This is a genomic window from Thalassospira sp. TSL5-1, assembly GCF_001907695.1.
GTDB lineage: Bacteria > Pseudomonadota > Alphaproteobacteria > Rhodospirillales > Thalassospiraceae > Thalassospira.
Genome location: NZ_KV880639.1, coordinates 205,742 through 222,607 on the forward strand (window position 1 = coordinate 205,742; position 16,866 = coordinate 222,607).

The window sequence follows — 16,866 nt, forward strand, 5'->3', positions numbered from 1 at the left end:
GGCGTCGGGATTTCGTTAACGCGTGCGGCATCCGACAGACGCCACCGGCGAGAGAGCGGAACCCACTCATGCTGACCACCAACCCATTTGATGACGACAAGCTGCGCGAAGAGTGTGGCGTTTTTGGCGTTTTTGGTTCGTCCGATGCGGCGGCCCTGACAGCCCTTGGCCTTCATGCCCTGCAGCATCGCGGCCAGGAAGCGGCCGGTATCGTTGCCTACGATGGTTCTGACTTTCCCGCCCATCGGGCGTCAGGCCAGGTTGGCGATATTTTTGGCTCACAGGATGTAATCGAAAGCCTGCCCGGCCACCGTGCCGTGGGCCATGTGCGGTATTCCACCGCCGGCGGCAAGGGCCTTCGCAATGTGCAGCCCCTGTTTGCCGATTTTGAATTTGGCGGTTTGGCGATTGCCCATAACGGCAACCTGACCAACGCCCTTGCCGTGCGGGACCGTTTGGTCCGTCGGGGTTCGATTTTCCAGTCCACGGCTGATACCGAAGTTTTCATTCACCTGATCGCCACCAGCCTTTACGAAAAAATCGTCGATCGTCTGATCGATGCGCTGCGCCAGGTCGAAGGAGCTTACAGCCTTGTCGTCATGACCCAGAAAAAGCTGATCGGTGTGCGTGACCCGCTGGGTGTGCGTCCGCTGGTCCTGGGAAAACTTCACGACTCTTACATCTTTTCATCGGAAACGGTCGGCCTGGATATTGTGGGCGCGGAATTCATCCGCGACGTCGAACCGGGTGAAATCGTTGAAATCACCGATGAGGGCATTCGCTCAATCAAGCCGTTCAAACCGGTCAAATCGCGCTTTTGCATTTTTGAACATGTCTATTTCGCCCGCCCCGACAGCATTGTCGAAGGCACCAGCGTTTATGACGTGCGCAAAAATATTGGTCGCGAACTGGCCCGTGAATCCGCCATTGAAGCCGATGTTGTCGTGCCGATCCCCGATTCCGGCGTGCCGTCCGCCCTGGGTTATGCCGAAGAATCCGGTATACCGTTTGAACTGGGCATCATCCGCAACCATTATGTCGGCCGGACCTTTATTGAACCGACCGACCAGATCCGTCATTTGGGTGTGAAGCTGAAGCACAATGCCAACCCTGGCAAGCTGAAGGGCAAGCGCGTTATTCTGGTAGACGATTCCATCGTGCGCGGTACCACTTCGACCAAGATCGTTGAACTGGTCCGTCAGGCCGGTGCAGCCGAGGTGCATATGCGCATCACCAGCCCGCCCACCGCAAATCCGTGCTTTTATGGTGTGGATACACCGTCAAAGGAAAAGCTGATGGCGGCGAACCACGATATTGATGCTATGGCGAAAATGATCGGCGTGGATAGCCTTGCCTTCGTCAGCATTGACGGGCTTTATCGGGCCACCGGCCTGCCGGGCCGCGATGCCGAAAACCCGGCTTTCTGCGATGCGTGCTTCACCGGCGATTATCCCATTCGCCTGGTGGACCACACCGCCGAAGAAAACAAAAACCGCAAGCTCTCCCAGCTTGTTGAAAGACGCTCTGCATGAGTACGCAAAAACGTCTTGAAGGCAAAATCGCACTGGTGACAGGGGCATCGCACGGTATTGGCCGTGCGATTGCCAAACGCTATGCCGATGAAGGTGCCACCGTTATCGCGCTGGGCCGCAATGTCGGCGCGCTCGAAGAACTCGATGATGAAATCCGCGAAGCAGGCGGCAAAGCCGTGCTGCTGCCGCTTGATCTGACGATGTATGAAAAAATCGATGCAATGGGCGCTTCGATCTATGAGCGTTTCGGAAAGCTCGACATTGTTGTTGGCAATGCCGCCGTTTTGGGCGAACTCGCCCCGGTTGGCCATATTGACACGCAGATGTTTGAAAACACCTATGCCGTCAATGTCACCGCCAATTTCCGCCTGATCCGCAGTGTCGATAAACTGCTGCGCTTTTCCGATGCCGGTCGCGCCATTTTCGTAACATCCGGTGCATCGGCCAAGGGCCGTGCCTATTGGGGGCTTTATGCCTCGACCAAGGCCGCCCTTGAATCTCTGGTGCTCTCCTATGCCCAGGAGATGGAAGACAGCAAGGTTAAGGTCAATCTGGTTAATCCGGGCCGCATCCGCACCACCATGCGCGCCACCGCCTATCCCGGCGAAGACCCGGAAACCCTGCCAAAGCCAGAAACCATCACCGATATTTTCGTCGATCTGGCCGCCGATGATTGCCCCCATCACGGCGAAATACTTCAGGCTTAAGCTGATAAACGGGCAGAAATGTCCGTTTTTTTATACCTGATGCTAGCCTATGATTCTTATTATAACACCTTCCACAAAGACAAAGCCTTTTGTGGCATCTAGTTAGTATAAGTTCATGCCCTAACGGAAGTATTTCTCATTCAGCATAGTCATAAATATCTGGCAGCTCTGCTTTGCCTTCAAGATAATCAAACAGTGCCTGAAAGAATGCTACAGCCGCTTTCTTGTCAGGAAAATCCAAACCCGTCCTCCGATAAGCAAAATCCAAACCAATCACGTCATTCGATATTAAATCGCTCAACTCCTTCCTTAAACTGATTAAATCCTGTCTCGAGATACTAGCAAGATAAGATGGTATCTCATTTTCCTCCATAACTTCTGGTCGATAAGACCCAACCAACGTATTCAATACGCATGAAGTGGAAGCATCAGTCATATATCCTCCGTTATGAACATAAAAGACAGCAAAGCAAGGATTAACAAGGATACCCCAGCACCCGAGCTAAAGCCACGACGAAGGCTGAAACCACCCAGATGATCCATTCGGAAATGAACAAACCATGATCTTGCCCTGCTACCTCCGCCCAGAAATTCAGCGTGATCATTATGACAACACGCATGGTATAAATGCCGGTTTTCATGACATCGGCAATCATCTGGACTAATTAGCCAATCACCCCAATCGTTTAGTTCAGTCTTTGCCAGTATCTCTTAGCTAATGCAAAGCATGTAAAATATCAGGCAACGGAAATTTCCACGGCATCAGTCTCAATATTCGTATTTTTCGATCTCTGGCTCAGGACCATTGTTAAACGCGTATTGCCAAACTTCTTCCAAATGCTCATATAGTTGCCGATCCGTTTCGATCTCAATGCCGGTCATACTTTCGTAGTCATCTCGCGACCAAAGGCGTTCGGAAATAACTTTTCGGAGCTCATTTTTTGTTTTTTCATAATATTCTTCACTCCTGTTATTCAGAAGTCGTAAAATGCTCTGAGGTTCATATTCGTCCACAATTAACCTTAGCATAATACTTTCTAATTCGTCAGATCTAAGTGCCGTCATATATCGCTCCTGTAGTTTTTTAGGATACAGTGTGTAGAGGTAATAAATTCCGTCTGATTTTCTCTTAAAGAACACAAATATCGTAGTTTCTGGCGGGAAAAAGTATTAACTGCTTTTCCCGGCGAAGACCCGGAAACCCTGCCAACGCCAGAAACCATCACCGATATTTTCGTCGATCTGGCCGTCGATGATTGCCCCCAACACGCCGAAATACTTCAGGCTCAAGCTGATGAACAGCCAGGAATCCTCGTTTTATTTAGTCTGCTGGCTCGCGAACCAACCCATCATGCAAGGTCTTTCTCAAAGGGACAAGCTTCAAGAGCAAGACGCTTTTAAATGGGAAATACATCAATACCAGTATTTCTCAATATCCGGCTCAGGTCCTTGATTAAAAAGATACTGCCAGACCTCTTCAAGATAAGCATAAAATCCGTCTTCGGCCTCAAACTCAAACCCTGTCAAACCAAGATAAAAATCCTGAGACCAAAGTCTTTGATCAATAATTTTCCTGAACTCCTCTCTAACTCTTTCCTGTTCTTCCATACTGAGATAGCTAAGCTCCTTAATTGTATTCTCAACCTCGTACTCATCAGCAATTAAACAGTAAAATATTTCCTTCAAAGAATCTGATATTTTATTCTTCATTTTGGAGAAACCTCCGGTATTTTTGGATACATTGTATAAAGATAGTGAGCCCCATCGTCTTTCTTTTTAAGATAGACAAACATATTTGTTTCGTCCGGAAAAACCGTATTCTTTGCTTTGCCAGGTTTTTTCCTACTTCCTGTCCGTGTTCGCCCGAATATCCTGCTCCTCCAATTTTCCCCCAGTAGTTCTTTTATTGGAATTTCCGCACGAATCTCATCTTTGCCAGCTTCCATTTGAGATTTAATCTTTGAATTCTCTAAAGCCTTCTCATATGCCCTCACAAAGTCAGCAGGCGTTTTAATCTTCGTCGCATCTTTACCGTAACCATGCGTCCCACCATGCACTCCATCCGTCGTTGTTCCCGTTATCGGATCTTTACCCTCGAGGCACCGTCTATCAAGCTGCTTCTTTCTCACTTGACCTTCATGCCGCTGAACACCATGCGCTCCGGGTCCGTGATGTTGCAGTTCTTTCAGTTTTTTTGAAAAATATCGCGCCTGACGATATCTCTTAATGGCACCATCAACCTCTCCCTTTATCGACTCAAAGATACTACGACGCAGCTTGACGCCCATATCCTTGATTTTCTGGACGATCTTCCAAAGATCCCCCATAAAAGAGACAATCTTCCCGGCGGCTGAACCGCCCTTGATCGCACCACGGATCTTGCTGGCAATATTTGCAGCCCGCACCGTGAGCGCCGATGCACCGGCACCCGCACTCAGGGCCGCAATGATGGCTGTAACCGCCCAGATGATCAGTTCGGGAATGATGAAACCATGACCTTGCCCCGCCATCTCCGCCCAGAAATTCGGCGTCATCATTGTGACAACACGCATGAAGGTGCTGGAAATCAGCCCCAGAAGAGGTGTGCGGCGGATCAGCTCCACCATGTCGCGCATGGTATCGATGCCGGTTTTTATGACATCGGCAATCATCTGACCGAATTCGCCAATCGCACCGGGCAACTCTTTTAGCACCGTAAGCTTTTTAAAAGCGGCGATAATCGCGTCAATATCACCAAAAAGAAACGCCCGCAGCAAACTGTGCAGCGGTTCGATATAATCCATAATATCGACACCGGCAAACAGGCCCTTAAGGCCATCAACTATGTCAGAGCCCACATTAAAGGCCAGATTCACGACCGGTGCATTCGGGATGTATTTTGGCGCAGGGCCGTTCGTCGCCCCGTCATAAACGTAGCCACCTACCAGAGAAGTCGTACTTTTCAGCGCGCCCCAAGCACTTCCCCAAAAATCTGTTTCACCTTCCCACCAGGCCTCGACACCCTTGCCAAAGCCGGAAACGTAACTTTCCGGCACACCGCTCCAGCCATCGCGTTCCCATGCCTCGGCATAAGGGCCGAAAATGTCGGTCATCCGGGTTTCAAAATCCCACAGCATCCCGACAATTTCCTGCTCTAGCGCCCAGGCTTCATCAGCCGCACTTTGAATTTGCGGCTGTGCCCCAGTATCAATAGTCAGCGCCGAACGTGGCAGGTCCGCCTGCTCCGCCAGGCCATATTCCGAGTGGTTCTCCAGAACCGGTTCTGTGCCATCTTCGGCACCAAAATTCATCGGCTTATAGGTTGTGGTTTGCGCCAGCACCCTGTCATCCATATCCAGAAAACGGGTGGTCAGGTCCGTGATGGGCGTTTGTAACGGATCATCATAAAAGAACTGAACCTGTCGGGGGAGCCTTACAGGACTGGCTTACCCCACCAAATTCGCCACTCATTTTATTTGCAACAGGCTCGGCAAGGGCGGCAATGGCCTCTGGCGTCAATCGGTTCATTGCGCGGCCTCCATAACAGCAGATAGCTCCGACATGCGCCGTTTCATCGCCTCCATCTTGTCCCCCTCGTTTAACTGACCTTTGCAAATATCCAAAAGTACGCCGGTCGGGTCCGTTTGCTCGAATGTTTTGCCAAGAAAAAGGCTCCAGGCTGCAAGCAGATAAAGGCTGGATTTCCGTACAAAGCCATAGCCCCGCATCCGCGAAACCGGTTCCGCAATAAGTTGCGCGATAATGTCGGGTGAATAATTTTTCAGGTCTTCCGGAAAGCCCTGCTTTAGCGCTGCCGCCAGTGCCGCCCTGTCTTTGTCTTCACGGGCGCGGTAAAACGGCTCCAGATCATAATCGGTCAAGACAAACGGGGCGGCTGGCGCATTACGCAATATAAACAAATCGCGCCGGAGCGTTATCGAACGCACCTCGGCCCCCTCCTGCTGATCGGCCAGAATGGCGTTGATGCAAAACCCGTTACGCAGGAACCACGCTGCGACGCGGTCCTTGTTGCTGGCGATATGCGGAAAATAAAGGCGGATATATTGTTCATCCCAGAAACGGACAAAAACACGCCCCGCATGCCCCTCGCGCGGCAGCAAGGTAAATTTGCGAAAATGCCGCCAAACCTCATCCATCAGCGCCGTGGTACGGATGAATATCCCGGTATTCCGGCCCCAGTGACGACAAAAGAAATCACGATGAAACGCCGGAACCTGACTATTGTCATCCCAAGCCCCATCCGGCAGCGTCATCTCCACCAGATAAGGTGCGTGCTCTTTCATCTCTTCGGCGGCTTCGCCCTTGAACAGACAACGCACCGGAAGATCAAGAATGTCGAGATCAAAAAAACCGGAAATTTCTTTGCGTAATGTCGCATCGACAATCAAATAGGTCCGCATTTTGGCACCGTCTTCCGACGGCCCAAACAGCCGTTCCTTAAGCTCCGGCGCAATCCAGTCCCGATCCTTGAAAAAGACCTCCGACTGATCAGAGAGCGCCTGAACCGGATGGTCCTTTATGACGAGATAGTTTTCAGTCTCTGACGCACCAGCCTCCGCCACTGCCGCCATCGCCCCCAACTCAACCCTATGAGCCGGATGAACAGCTTTGGCAAGTGCGCCGACCTGGCGCTGTTGCCCGGCGTTGCGCGCAAGGTATTGTGGTGCGGGCAAAACGTTTTCCAGCCACAGAACCGAATAACCAAGATCAGCAACACGGGTTTCAACCCCCTCAAGGAAGCCGTCATAACCATCCGTCCAGACCGCCGCCTGACAGCGATACTCTTCACCGCCGTCCTTCGCCTGCAAATGACATTCACCGATCCAGACTTCAAAATCACGCATACTCAATCAACCCGCAACTCTGCTTGATTAATACCACCGAAAATAGTGACACATGTCATTGAGCAGAATCTTGCGGAAAATTGATTTTTCACAAGAAAGATGAAAACCTGGATAAACAATTGACTAAAAAGGAGAAATTACAATTTTAGCAAAAGGCAAGAAGTGCCAAATCAGGCGGATTTCCGCCTGCGCAGGCGGAAATCCGCCCGAACCCTGAACTTCCCCCAGAAGAATCAAGTCGCTATGAATGCGCTGCGTGCAATAGAGTACGCGGGCCCTTCACATGACCAATTACTCACATAGATTAACCAAAAAATACAAATTCTCGAGACGAATTATGGCGTAACCAAGCCAAAATACCCTATTGAAATAACCCTGTCGAACACACCATCCTTAAATTCAATCATTACAAAACCGGAATACCTTGCTGGCACTGGAAAGAAACTTTTTGAAACTTCAAACTCGATTCGATTGCCTCCTTCGAAAAAATATCTGACATCATATCGATCCAGCTCAAAGATAACATATTCGGCCTCTCTACCATTAAATAATCCGGCATAATAGTCAGCCATCTTTTCTTTATCCGGGGAATAATCCTCAAACATTGAGAAAAGTGGATCTGGTATGATGACGAAAGGACCTGTACTATTTATATTTTTCAAAAACAATAAAACGGCAACGACAAAAACAACCAAACCAAACCACAGCTTTCGAAAATTCATCTAAAACTCGTATTCCGCTGTCTAGTAAAAACTAGCATCGAAACACCAAATTTAACCATTAATATTTCTACCAAACCAGAAAGAGAAAAAACTTAAAGCGCATCTATTCCAAAAACACCAAACGACACAACTTTCTCGAAATATCCGTCTTTAAATTGAATCAAAATATCACCAGAGTAACGAGCTGGTATTGGCACAAAACTCTTCGAAACAAGAAAGTATATTTTGTTACCGCCTTCAAAAAAATACATAACATCATGTTCATCAAGAAAGGATATAATATCAGATGCGGATTTTCCCTTAAAAATGTCTGTATAATAGGACTCCATAGCTTTCTTATCTATCGAATAATCATCCGCTACAGGAAATCTTGGCTCTGGAATAATAATAAAAGGACCCATTGAATTCATCATTCTGAACATCAAAAAAAGAACCGCAAGAGCTACAGCTAGCCCAATCCATAGTTTTTTCTGCCTCATCTAAACCTCGCATTCTGCCCGCTGACAACATCTAGTGCTTTTGCCTCACTACCGGCTGAATAAAAATATATTTCACGTTAAGAAAAATTTATACAAACAACCTCAATCTTACAGGATGGACAACTTCCAGTTTCACATCCCGTATTCCATCCCTTGCACTTTATAGAAGATAAGGCGCTGCAAATAACGTTCTTTCATAATATCCGCCATACCTTCACCAGTGTCTGGCACCAAGGCCGAAAAATCATATTTTTCCTTCACACCAAAATATCCATGTAGCAGAGTTATAATTTTCAAGTCATCCAACTCGTAATCCTGCCAAGAATAATTGTAAGCCTGATAAATTTCCCAATCGAAAGGAATATCCTGCTCGTCTGCGAATTTCGACATCACTTCTCGTGCATGTTGACGAGCAAGAATTTCTTGCTCCAGTCGTACAGGAGAAGTTTGCTGACTTGCCGGAATATTCTCCGCCAGGGCATAAGAGTGAAGCACCCCACCAGAGATCGTGATAATCGTTAGCGCCATCGCGCGTTTGCCAAACCAGTTCACAACCTTGCCCGTTTCATATCGCAAATCATAAAGATAATTTCTCAAAACACGTGGTTCCCAAAAGCGAAAAAAGTACCACTGCCCCTGATCATTCTGCATCCGCGGAAATTTCCGTAACCGCTTCCAAATCGAGGAAAAATCCGCACGGGTCCTAATATAAATACCGGGTTCTTGGTGCCAAACGTGAACCGATGTCATGACATCTGGCATTTCCGGCATATATTTGAACAAACGATGCGTGAATTCGTTCTCCTGATCGAGTTCAATAAGATAGGGAGCCACATCTTTTAAATCTTCGGCAGCCTGACCTTTGAACAGGCACCGGAAAGGCATCCCGCAATGCTCGATTTCACTATAGCCCCACTGCATCTTCCCACTGTCCAAGACAATATAGGTCCGCATAGGTGGCACGGCCTCATAGCTTCCATAATGGATTATTTCCTCAGGCGTCGGTTCCACATAACCAAATAATGGCTCTACCAACATGTCTGGAATGTTCTTCTTCGGCCAAACACCAAGCTGTCCGTCCAATGGCTTGATACCGTCAATCTCCCCAATACTGAGCCAGCTTTTTGGTTTTTCCAACTCCTGCACCGACACCGCCGCCATCGGCCCCAATTCAACCGTGTGTGCCGGATGGACAGCTTTGGCAAGGGTGCCGACCTGGCGCTGTTGCGCAGCGTTGCGCGCAAGGTAATGTGGTGCGGGCAAAACGTTTTCCAACCACAGAACCGAATAACCAAGATCAGCAACACGGGTTTCAACCCCCTCAAGGAAGCCGTCATACCCATCCGTCCAGACCGCCGCCTGACAGCGATACTCTTTGCCGCCGTCCTTCGCCTGCAAATGACATTCACCGATCCAGGCCTCAAAATCACGCATACCCAATCAACCTGCAACTCTGCCTGATTAATACCACCCGAAATAGTGGCACATGTCTTTGAGCAGAATCTTGCGGAAAATTGATTTTTTACCAAAAAGGTGAAAACCTGGATAAATAATTGACTAAAAAGGAGAAACTACAATTTCAGCAAAAGGCAAGAAGTGCCAAATCGGGCGGATTTCCGCCTGCGCGGGCGGAAATCCGTCCAGCCCCTAAATTCCCGTGGGCTCGACATGCACCAAACGACGCAGATGGTGCAGTTTTTCAGGAATATTCGACAGTCTTTGAGATTGCGGGCGCATCTATCGTTATGATTGCATTAGCAACACTTCTGATTCAGTCTGCGCGATCAAACCTTCGCGCCAAAACCTGACATCAAGGGCGAGATAACCAGCCTTATTCTGACCTTGTGTGCAGTTGAAATTAAGTCGGCCTGCTGTACTGCCGAACATTCTATTCCGCCGTCTGCATGCCCAGCCGTTTTAAAACCCGGCGTTCGACCATCACCACGGCCTGATAAAACACCACCGAGAGGATGACCGACAGCACCGCCACCGTCCAGATCATGCCGTAATCCATATATCCCCGGGACTGATTAAGCAGATTTCCCAATCCCTTGCCTGTTGCCAGCCATTGCGCGATCATCACGCCCAAAAGCGCGCGCGGGACCGTCAGGCGTGTGGCGGCAAACAGATAAGGCAATGACGCGGGGATCGTTACCATACGCATTTCCTGCCAGGCTGATGCGCCATAAGCCCGAGGCACATCGCGCGCACTCCTCGGCACAAGCGCAATCCCCTGGGCCAATGTAACAAAGGCGGGGAAGAACGTGACTGAAATCGTCACCCACAGGGTCAAGGACGTTCCACGCCCCAACAGCAACACCAGAAGCGGCGTTAAAGCCACCAGCGGCATGGTTTGCGTGACCAGGGCAATGGGCATGAGGGTGTTTAAAACCCGGGGGAAAAGCCGTGTTGAAATCGCCAGTAAAAAGGCAACCGCCAGGCCCGCCGCCATCCCGACAAAGGTAATCGGCAATGTTTCAACAACAGCCTGCCACAAGCGGGCCTGCGCAGTGTGCGCCGCTGGGGAAAAGAACAGATAATCCACCACCCCGAACGGAGTTTTGGCAATCATGTCGGGCACAGACAATGCCCGAATGAACACCCACCACAGCACAAAAGGCAAAATAAAGGCGCCAAGTGTCGTCAATGCACGAACAAAAAAGCTTTGCCCTATATCTTGCGCATCGGGAATGGCTGCATTCATCGTAACGGCCCGGCTTGCTCCCAAAAACCGTTGTGACAACAGCGCAAAAAACAAATAGCTGATACCGGCAATCAGGGTCGCTACCAGGCCAATCCCCCACAGGCGGTCCGGTTCTGCCCGGCCGAGCGACCCCAGCAAATAGGCCCCCAGGCCCCAACGGCCACCCCCGCCAAATTCAGCCAGAATAGCCCCCAAAACCGCGTTAGGAGCCGCAACCCGAAAGCCCGACAGGATGGAGGGCAAAGCCCCGCGCAACTGCACCAGGCGCATTATCGCCCATTTGCCGCCACCATAAGCGCGGATCACGTCAACAGCGCGGCTGTCCGCCTGGCTCAGGCCAATGACGGTCGCTGTCATGGTCACAAAATAAACCCCCAGCGTCGCCAGAACGACACGCGGCGTCATGCCCGAAAGGGTTAATGTCAGGATGGGGGCAATGGCAATCGGCGGCAGGGCAAAAATGGCAATATTCACCCCGCGCGACAACCGCAGGGCCACCGGCGACATGACAAACAACATGCCCGCCCCAACACCCAGTATATTACCAAAGACAAACCCTAACCCCGACCCATACAAAGTCGCCAGAATATGCTGTGGATAATCGGCACGATCCGCCCATAAGCGGATCAGAATTTCGGAGAAACCCGGCAAGGCCCCACCCGCGACCAGATCAAACCGGCCGACAAGTTCCCAGATCAGCAACAGGCCGATTGTCGTGAGCACGGCCTTAAAACGGGCTGTGTTATTCAACGACATATAAAACCTCGGCCACCTGATCACACATCTGATGAAATTCATGCGTCGAAAACAGTGTTTCCGAACGGGGCCGGGCAAAGGGCACATCAATCACAGCCGCAATGCGCCCCGGTTTGGAGTGCATCACCACAATCCGGTCAGCCAGAAACACTGCTTCATCAATGCCATGCGTTACCAACAACGCGGTTGCCCCGGTTTCCATCCAGATGCGTTGCAATTCCAAATTCATTTGCCGGCGTAAAATTTGGTCCAATGCGCCAAAGGGTTCGTCAAGGAACAGAACCTTTGGCTGTGTCACAAGGGCGCGGGCAATGGCAACACGCTGGCGCATCCCGCCCGAAAGCTCGCCCGGCAGCGAATTTTCAAACCCCTTCAAACCAACCAGTTCGATCATCGCCTGAACCTGGTCCAACTGGTCTTTGGACTTGCGCCCCAGAACCTCCAGCGGCACCTCGACATTTTTGCGCACACTGCGCCACGGCAACAGGGCAGCATCCTGAAAGGCAACACCGGTTAAACCCGCCCGGCTGGCCTGCTGCGGGGCCTGGCCGTCAATCAGCACATCACCGCTATCGGCATCTTCAAGGCCCAGTGCGATGCGCATCACGGTGGATTTACCGCAACCGGACGGCCCGATAATGGCCGTAAAAGACCCCGCCGGGCAGCTCAGGGACACATCCCTGAGCGCCTCGACCGTTTTGCCACGGCCCCGAAAGGTTTTGCTAAGCGCAGAAAGCCTGATCCCGTCGGGGGCCATGATCAGACCTCCTCAAGCAGGGTCGTATCAAACATGTCACGACGGCCTTTAATGCCAATTTGGCCCAAAGCGGACAAACAGGCGTCGATATCCTTTTCCGACATGCTGAAAATGCCATTCGGGCTTTCGATCAATGCCTTTTGCGCCGTGTTGAAATAAACCTCGTTATCAATGGTCCGCCCGGTGCCCTTAAACCAGGTATCTTTCCATTTCGGCGGCCAAACAGCAGGGTCTGCCAAATTGTCGTTCCAGCCCTTGCGCGAGGCACGAAGCCACGCCACCAGTTCCTTACGTTTGGTTTTCAACACATCCTCGGTTACGACCACGGTGTCGTTGAAAATGGTAAAGCCAAAATCATAAAGCAGGAAGGACGTCGCTTCCTTGCCCTGTTGCGAAATAGTGTAAGGCACGTTGGTGGTGAAATCGAGGCTGGCATCGATCTCGCCGCGCAAAAGCGGCGTTGGATCATAGGCGTAAGGAACGATATTGACGTCGGCCTTGTCAATGCCATTCATCTTGAGCATCGCCTCGACCGAAATCACATTTACCGGCGGCACAGCCAGCGTTTTGCCCACCAGATCGGCGGGTTTGGTAATCGGGTTCGATTTGAGCGAGACAATGCCAATCGGGTTTTTCTGATATTGTGCGCCGATAATTTTAAAGGGCGCGCCCTGCTCGGCAATTGCCTTGATGGTTGTATCCGGCGTTGTCAGGGTCAGATCGGCACGATTGGCAATGATCGTGCTTTCCGGGATCACATCAGGCCCGCCGGAAAGATATTCCAGATCCAGACCTTCATCGCTGTAATATCCCTTGTCCATCGCAAGGAAATATCCTGAAAATTCGGCATCGTTGATCCAGGATGCCTGCATGACAAAGGGGGATGCGGCCTTTGCGGCAAAGGGCCGAAACGACACGGCCGATGCGGCCAGCCCTGCGGCCGCTGCTCCTAGAAAATGGCGACGATTCAAACGTAACGTCATCGAAAGTCTCCTTGATATGGCAATCAGGCCAGACCCTGAATGCGCAGAAGCTCCTGAAGGGGGGGGGTTTGCTCTATTTGTTTCGGGTCCAGCAGCGGCCATTTCACACCGCTGGGACGTTTGGCTCTGCGGCCAATTTCATGCAGACAGGTTGGTGTTGCGATCTGGTCCACCAGAATATCGGTTTCAGATGGCTGCAACTGATCCTCGACCACCTGCACATCATGAACGACGGCCATGACCGGGGTTTCCTCATCCACCAGGCCAAGGTCGGTAAACATGCCCCATTCCAGGTCAAAAAAACCGTGCCCTTTGCCAAACCGCACCCCATTGACCGACACCGCCGATGCCCCTGTCACCATGAAATCAAACCGGGAGCGCCGGGCAATTTCCTCAAGCGTGATCGGGCGGCCAAAATGCTCCATACCGTCCAGCCAGGACGCATAAAGTGCCGCCCCTTTGGGCACCATGCCCGGCTCCATCAGCAAAAATCCGCGATAAATGCCGTATGTGGACATCACAAACGGCTTGCCATCCTCGATCATGCGGCGGCGCAAATCCGCCAGGCAGTTGTCGGGGGTAATGAAGGCAAATTCCGATTTCTGATACGCCTCTTGTGCCACAACACGCGCGACGGCTGCCTCTGATCCCTCGAAATCGGGGATCACTTCGGCAAAATTCAGATGAAACCGGGTGTCCGGTCTGGCGACATCATGCAGCTTGGTCCATATTCTTTCGCGTATCACCTTGGAGGTTGACATTTTGCAATCCCGCATCGTTTCATAGGTTGTCGTTTCACTGTTTCAAAAATAAGAAACTGTTGTTTCAAACGTCAAGCAGATTTTGTCATGCCCCCAATCTCAAGAGACAAAAATGGCCTCGCGACTGATCCTTAGAATTCATGAAAAACAGGCGAAACTGACCAGCGCGGAAAAGAAAATCGCCCAGGTCATTTTGGAAAATAACGATATTATTGAAACACATACGGCGACCGAGCTTGCCAATCTGGCCGGTGTTTCAAAGGCAACAACGGCCCGTTTTTTCCGCACCCTTGGCTATGCCGATTTTGAAGAAGCCCGCTTACAGGCGCGCGACGAACGCAACCGCAAACAACCCTACCGTCAAACGGTTGTTTCAACCGCGCCCAACGTGCTTGGGCGGTCCATTGGCGATCATCTTGAGCTGGAATTACGCAATCTTACCCGCAGTTTTGAAGAACTTAGCTCGCACAAACTGATCGAAACGGCCGATATTTTATCGTCCGCCCCCCGGATATGGTTTCTGGGATTTGGTGCAGAAGATGGCGTCGCCCGAGTCGGCCGTGCCATGCTGTCGCGTTTGCGCCACGATGTTCACTATATTTCCGGCATCGGCCAGGATTGGTCCAGCGACCTTGCAATGGCAGGCCCACGTGATGCGCTGATCCTGCTGACACTCGATACCCGGCCCAAGATCATGCGTTCGATCATTGCCTATGCCCGCACCTCGCGCATGCGGATTATCACCATTACCGAACATGGCTATGAACAGCAGGCCGCACGTTTTTCCGAAGTGGTCTTGCCCTGCCATGTTGCCAATTACGGCCTGCTACCCACCCACGCCACAATGCTGTCCATGATCCGGCTGATTGGCATCACCTATGCCGGTAAACATCCCGAAGCCGTCAAACAACGTGCAGAGACGCTTGATGCCATCATCGAGGAACTCGACATCATGGAATAACGCGCCGCCTGCCCGTCAAACGGACACCAGGCGCCAACTGGCAACCAGCAAAAAAGGGCTGCCATTTTGGCAACCCTTTGAAATACTTATCCGCGCTTTTTCTTTTTGGCGTAGGGATTGTCACTACTGCGCAGGTAAATGCGGATCGGAACACCCGGCATATCAAAATCGTCACGCAATCCATTAATCAGATAACGCGTATAGCTTTCGGGCAGCTCTGCTGCCTTGGAGCAATTGATAAAGAAGCTTGGCGGACGGGATTTTGCCTGGGTCATATAGCGCAAACGGATACGACGGCCTGAAATAACCGGCGGCAAATGCCGTTCGGTAATGGCTTCCAGCCAGCGGTTCAAATGCGATGTCGGGATACGGCGGCTCCAGATATCATAAATATCCAGAACCGTCGGCATCAGGCGCTCTGTCCCGCGCCCGGTCAGGGCAGAGAATGTCAGGATCGGAATGCCGCGTGCCTGGGCAAAGCTGGTATCAAGCTTGTCGCGCAGGGACTGCATCACCCCTGCCTTATCAACCACCGAATCCCATTTATTCACCGCAATAATCAGGGCACGGCCTTCCTCAAGCACCATACGGGCAATCGTCAGGTCCTGCTTGTCGATGGTGTTGGTGGCATCAAGCATGATCACCACAACCTGCGCATAACGGATCACACGAAGCGTATCGCTGACAGATAATTTTTCGACACGATCATCAATCTTCTTTTTCCGGCGCATCCCGGCCGTATCCACAAGGCGGATCGGCCGGCCTTCATAAGACCAGTCAACGGCAATGGCATCGCGCGTCAGGCCAGCCTGCGGACCGGTCATCACCCGGTTTTCCCCCAAAAGCTGGTTTAACAATGTCGATTTACCCACATTCGGGCGACCCACAATTGCCAACTGGATTTTTGAATTATCCCGATAAACGACGGGCTCATCCCCCTCGTCCTCTTCAAACTCATCTTCATAGCTGATTTCAAAAGACGGGAATTTTTCCACACCGCCATCCGTGGCTGCAGCAATCTCTGCCTGCCAGGCGGCTTCTTCCTCGTCATCATCTTCAAAATCGGCATCAATTGCTGCGGCGTCGCCAATCTGACGTGCCTTACGCTGTTTATCCCGATATTCTTCCCAATGAGGCAACATGATATCGATCAGCAATTCCATGCCCAGGCCATGCTCGGCCGAAATCGGCGCCACGTCTCCCAGGCCAAGACCATAAGCTTCATACAAGCCCGGATCCTGATCCTTGCCTTCATATTTGTTGGCAATCACATAAACCGGCTTTTTGCGTTTGCGCAGCCACCCGGCAAAGTGATTATCAAGCGGGGTCAGCCCTGCCCGTGCATCGACCAGAAACAGCGCAATATCACACTCGTCAAAGGCCTGTTCGCTTTGCTGGCGCATCTTGCCTTCAATGGAATCATCAAAGGCTTCTTCAAGGCCTGCCGTGTCGATCACCTCAAAGTGCATATGGCCCAGCCGCGCCTTGCCATAACGGCGGTCGCGCGTGACACCGGGCTGGTCATCAACAATCGCCAGTTTTTTGCCAACCAGGCGGTTAAACAGGGTCGATTTTCCGACATTCGGGCGACCGATAATGGCTACTCTCAAGGACATCTGACGACAAACTCTTCATAAAAACGGCGATGTGCGCCACGATA

General features: G+C 51.2%; 17 protein-coding genes. 3 read left to right on the forward strand and 14 right to left on the reverse strand.

Annotated elements, in window-relative coordinates; translation table 11 throughout:
• The first annotated feature begins 68 nt into the window (after positions 1-68).
• Together purF and LF95_RS17830 are read left to right on the forward strand one after the other, a co-directional pair.
• Positions 69-1,532, forward strand: coding sequence for an amidophosphoribosyltransferase (purF, locus tag LF95_RS17825; protein WP_073956527.1), 1,464 nt, complete (start codon positions 69-71; stop codon positions 1,530-1,532).
• The gene (locus LF95_RS17830) at positions 1,529-2,239 is read left to right on the forward strand and encodes an SDR family NAD(P)-dependent oxidoreductase (RefSeq protein ID WP_073956528.1); all 711 of its coding nucleotides are present in this window, start codon (positions 1,529-1,531) and stop codon (positions 2,237-2,239) included. Before purF ends, LF95_RS17830 begins: the two co-directional genes overlap by 4 nt.
• Positions 2,240-2,375: 136 nt before the next feature.
• Here LF95_RS17830 and LF95_RS17835 read toward each other — a convergent pair whose 3' ends face one another.
• The 13 genes from LF95_RS17835 to LF95_RS17895 form a co-directional block, all read right to left on the reverse strand.
• The gene (locus LF95_RS17835) at positions 2,376-2,675 is read right to left on the reverse strand and encodes a hypothetical protein (RefSeq protein WP_143182093.1); all 300 of its coding nucleotides are present in this window, start codon (positions 2,673-2,675) and stop codon (positions 2,376-2,378) included.
• A 40-nt stretch (positions 2,676-2,715) separates the two neighbouring features.
• Positions 2,716-2,895, reverse strand: coding sequence for a hypothetical protein (locus tag LF95_RS17840; protein WP_073956530.1), 180 nt, complete (start codon positions 2,893-2,895; stop codon positions 2,716-2,718).
• 112 nt (positions 2,896-3,007) lie between these two features.
• The gene (locus tag LF95_RS17845) at positions 3,008-3,304 is read right to left on the reverse strand and encodes a hypothetical protein (protein WP_073956531.1); all 297 of its coding nucleotides are present in this window, start codon (positions 3,302-3,304) and stop codon (positions 3,008-3,010) included.
• Between the two features lie 348 nt (positions 3,305-3,652).
• Positions 3,653-3,949, reverse strand: coding sequence for a hypothetical protein (locus LF95_RS17850; protein WP_073956532.1), 297 nt, complete (start codon positions 3,947-3,949; stop codon positions 3,653-3,655).
• Entirely contained in the window at positions 3,946-5,559 is a 1,614-nt protein-coding gene (locus tag LF95_RS17855) for a hypothetical protein (protein WP_143182094.1), read from the reverse strand. Before LF95_RS17855 ends, LF95_RS17850 begins: the two co-directional genes overlap by 4 nt.
• Before the next feature lie 183 nt (positions 5,560-5,742).
• Positions 5,743-7,083: a DUF4123 domain-containing protein gene (locus LF95_RS17860; RefSeq protein WP_073956534.1), complete on the reverse strand. Its 1,341-nt coding sequence runs from the start codon at positions 7,081-7,083 to the stop codon at positions 5,743-5,745.
• Between the two features lie 335 nt (positions 7,084-7,418).
• Positions 7,419-7,805 (reverse strand): hypothetical protein, encoded by a 387-nt coding sequence (locus tag LF95_RS17865; RefSeq protein WP_073956535.1) that lies wholly within the window; start codon positions 7,803-7,805, stop codon positions 7,419-7,421.
• Between the two features lie 92 nt (positions 7,806-7,897).
• Positions 7,898-8,284, reverse strand: a complete 387-nt coding sequence (locus LF95_RS17870; RefSeq protein ID WP_073956536.1) for a hypothetical protein — start codon at positions 8,282-8,284, stop codon at positions 7,898-7,900.
• A 132-nt stretch (positions 8,285-8,416) separates the two neighbouring features.
• Positions 8,417-9,718 (reverse strand): DUF4123 domain-containing protein, encoded by a 1,302-nt coding sequence (locus tag LF95_RS17875; RefSeq protein WP_073956537.1) that lies wholly within the window; start codon positions 9,716-9,718, stop codon positions 8,417-8,419.
• Between the two features lie 454 nt (positions 9,719-10,172).
• Positions 10,173-11,744, reverse strand: coding sequence for an ABC transporter permease (locus LF95_RS17880; RefSeq protein ID WP_073956538.1), 1,572 nt, complete (start codon positions 11,742-11,744; stop codon positions 10,173-10,175).
• A complete protein-coding gene (locus tag LF95_RS17885; RefSeq protein ID WP_073956539.1) occupies positions 11,731-12,501 on the reverse strand; it encodes an ABC transporter ATP-binding protein in 771 nt (256 codons plus the stop codon). Before LF95_RS17885 ends, LF95_RS17880 begins: the two co-directional genes overlap by 14 nt.
• Positions 12,502-12,503: 2 nt before the next feature.
• Positions 12,504-13,484 (reverse strand): ABC transporter substrate-binding protein, encoded by a 981-nt coding sequence (locus LF95_RS17890; RefSeq protein ID WP_073956540.1) that lies wholly within the window; start codon positions 13,482-13,484, stop codon positions 12,504-12,506.
• Between the two features lie 23 nt (positions 13,485-13,507).
• Positions 13,508-14,245: a 5-formyltetrahydrofolate cyclo-ligase gene (locus LF95_RS17895; protein ID WP_073956541.1), complete on the reverse strand. Its 738-nt coding sequence runs from the start codon at positions 14,243-14,245 to the stop codon at positions 13,508-13,510.
• Between the two features lie 112 nt (positions 14,246-14,357).
• On the opposite strand from LF95_RS17895, the gene LF95_RS17900 reads away from it, so the two are divergent.
• Positions 14,358-15,206, forward strand: coding sequence for a MurR/RpiR family transcriptional regulator (locus tag LF95_RS17900; protein ID WP_073956542.1), 849 nt, complete (start codon positions 14,358-14,360; stop codon positions 15,204-15,206).
• Positions 15,207-15,292: 86 nt separating this feature from the next.
• On the opposite strand, the gene der is transcribed toward LF95_RS17900, so the two are convergent.
• A complete protein-coding gene (gene der, locus LF95_RS17905; protein ID WP_073956543.1) occupies positions 15,293-16,822 on the reverse strand; it encodes a ribosome biogenesis GTPase Der in 1,530 nt (509 codons plus the stop codon).
• Between the last annotated feature and the right edge of the window lie 44 nt (positions 16,823-16,866).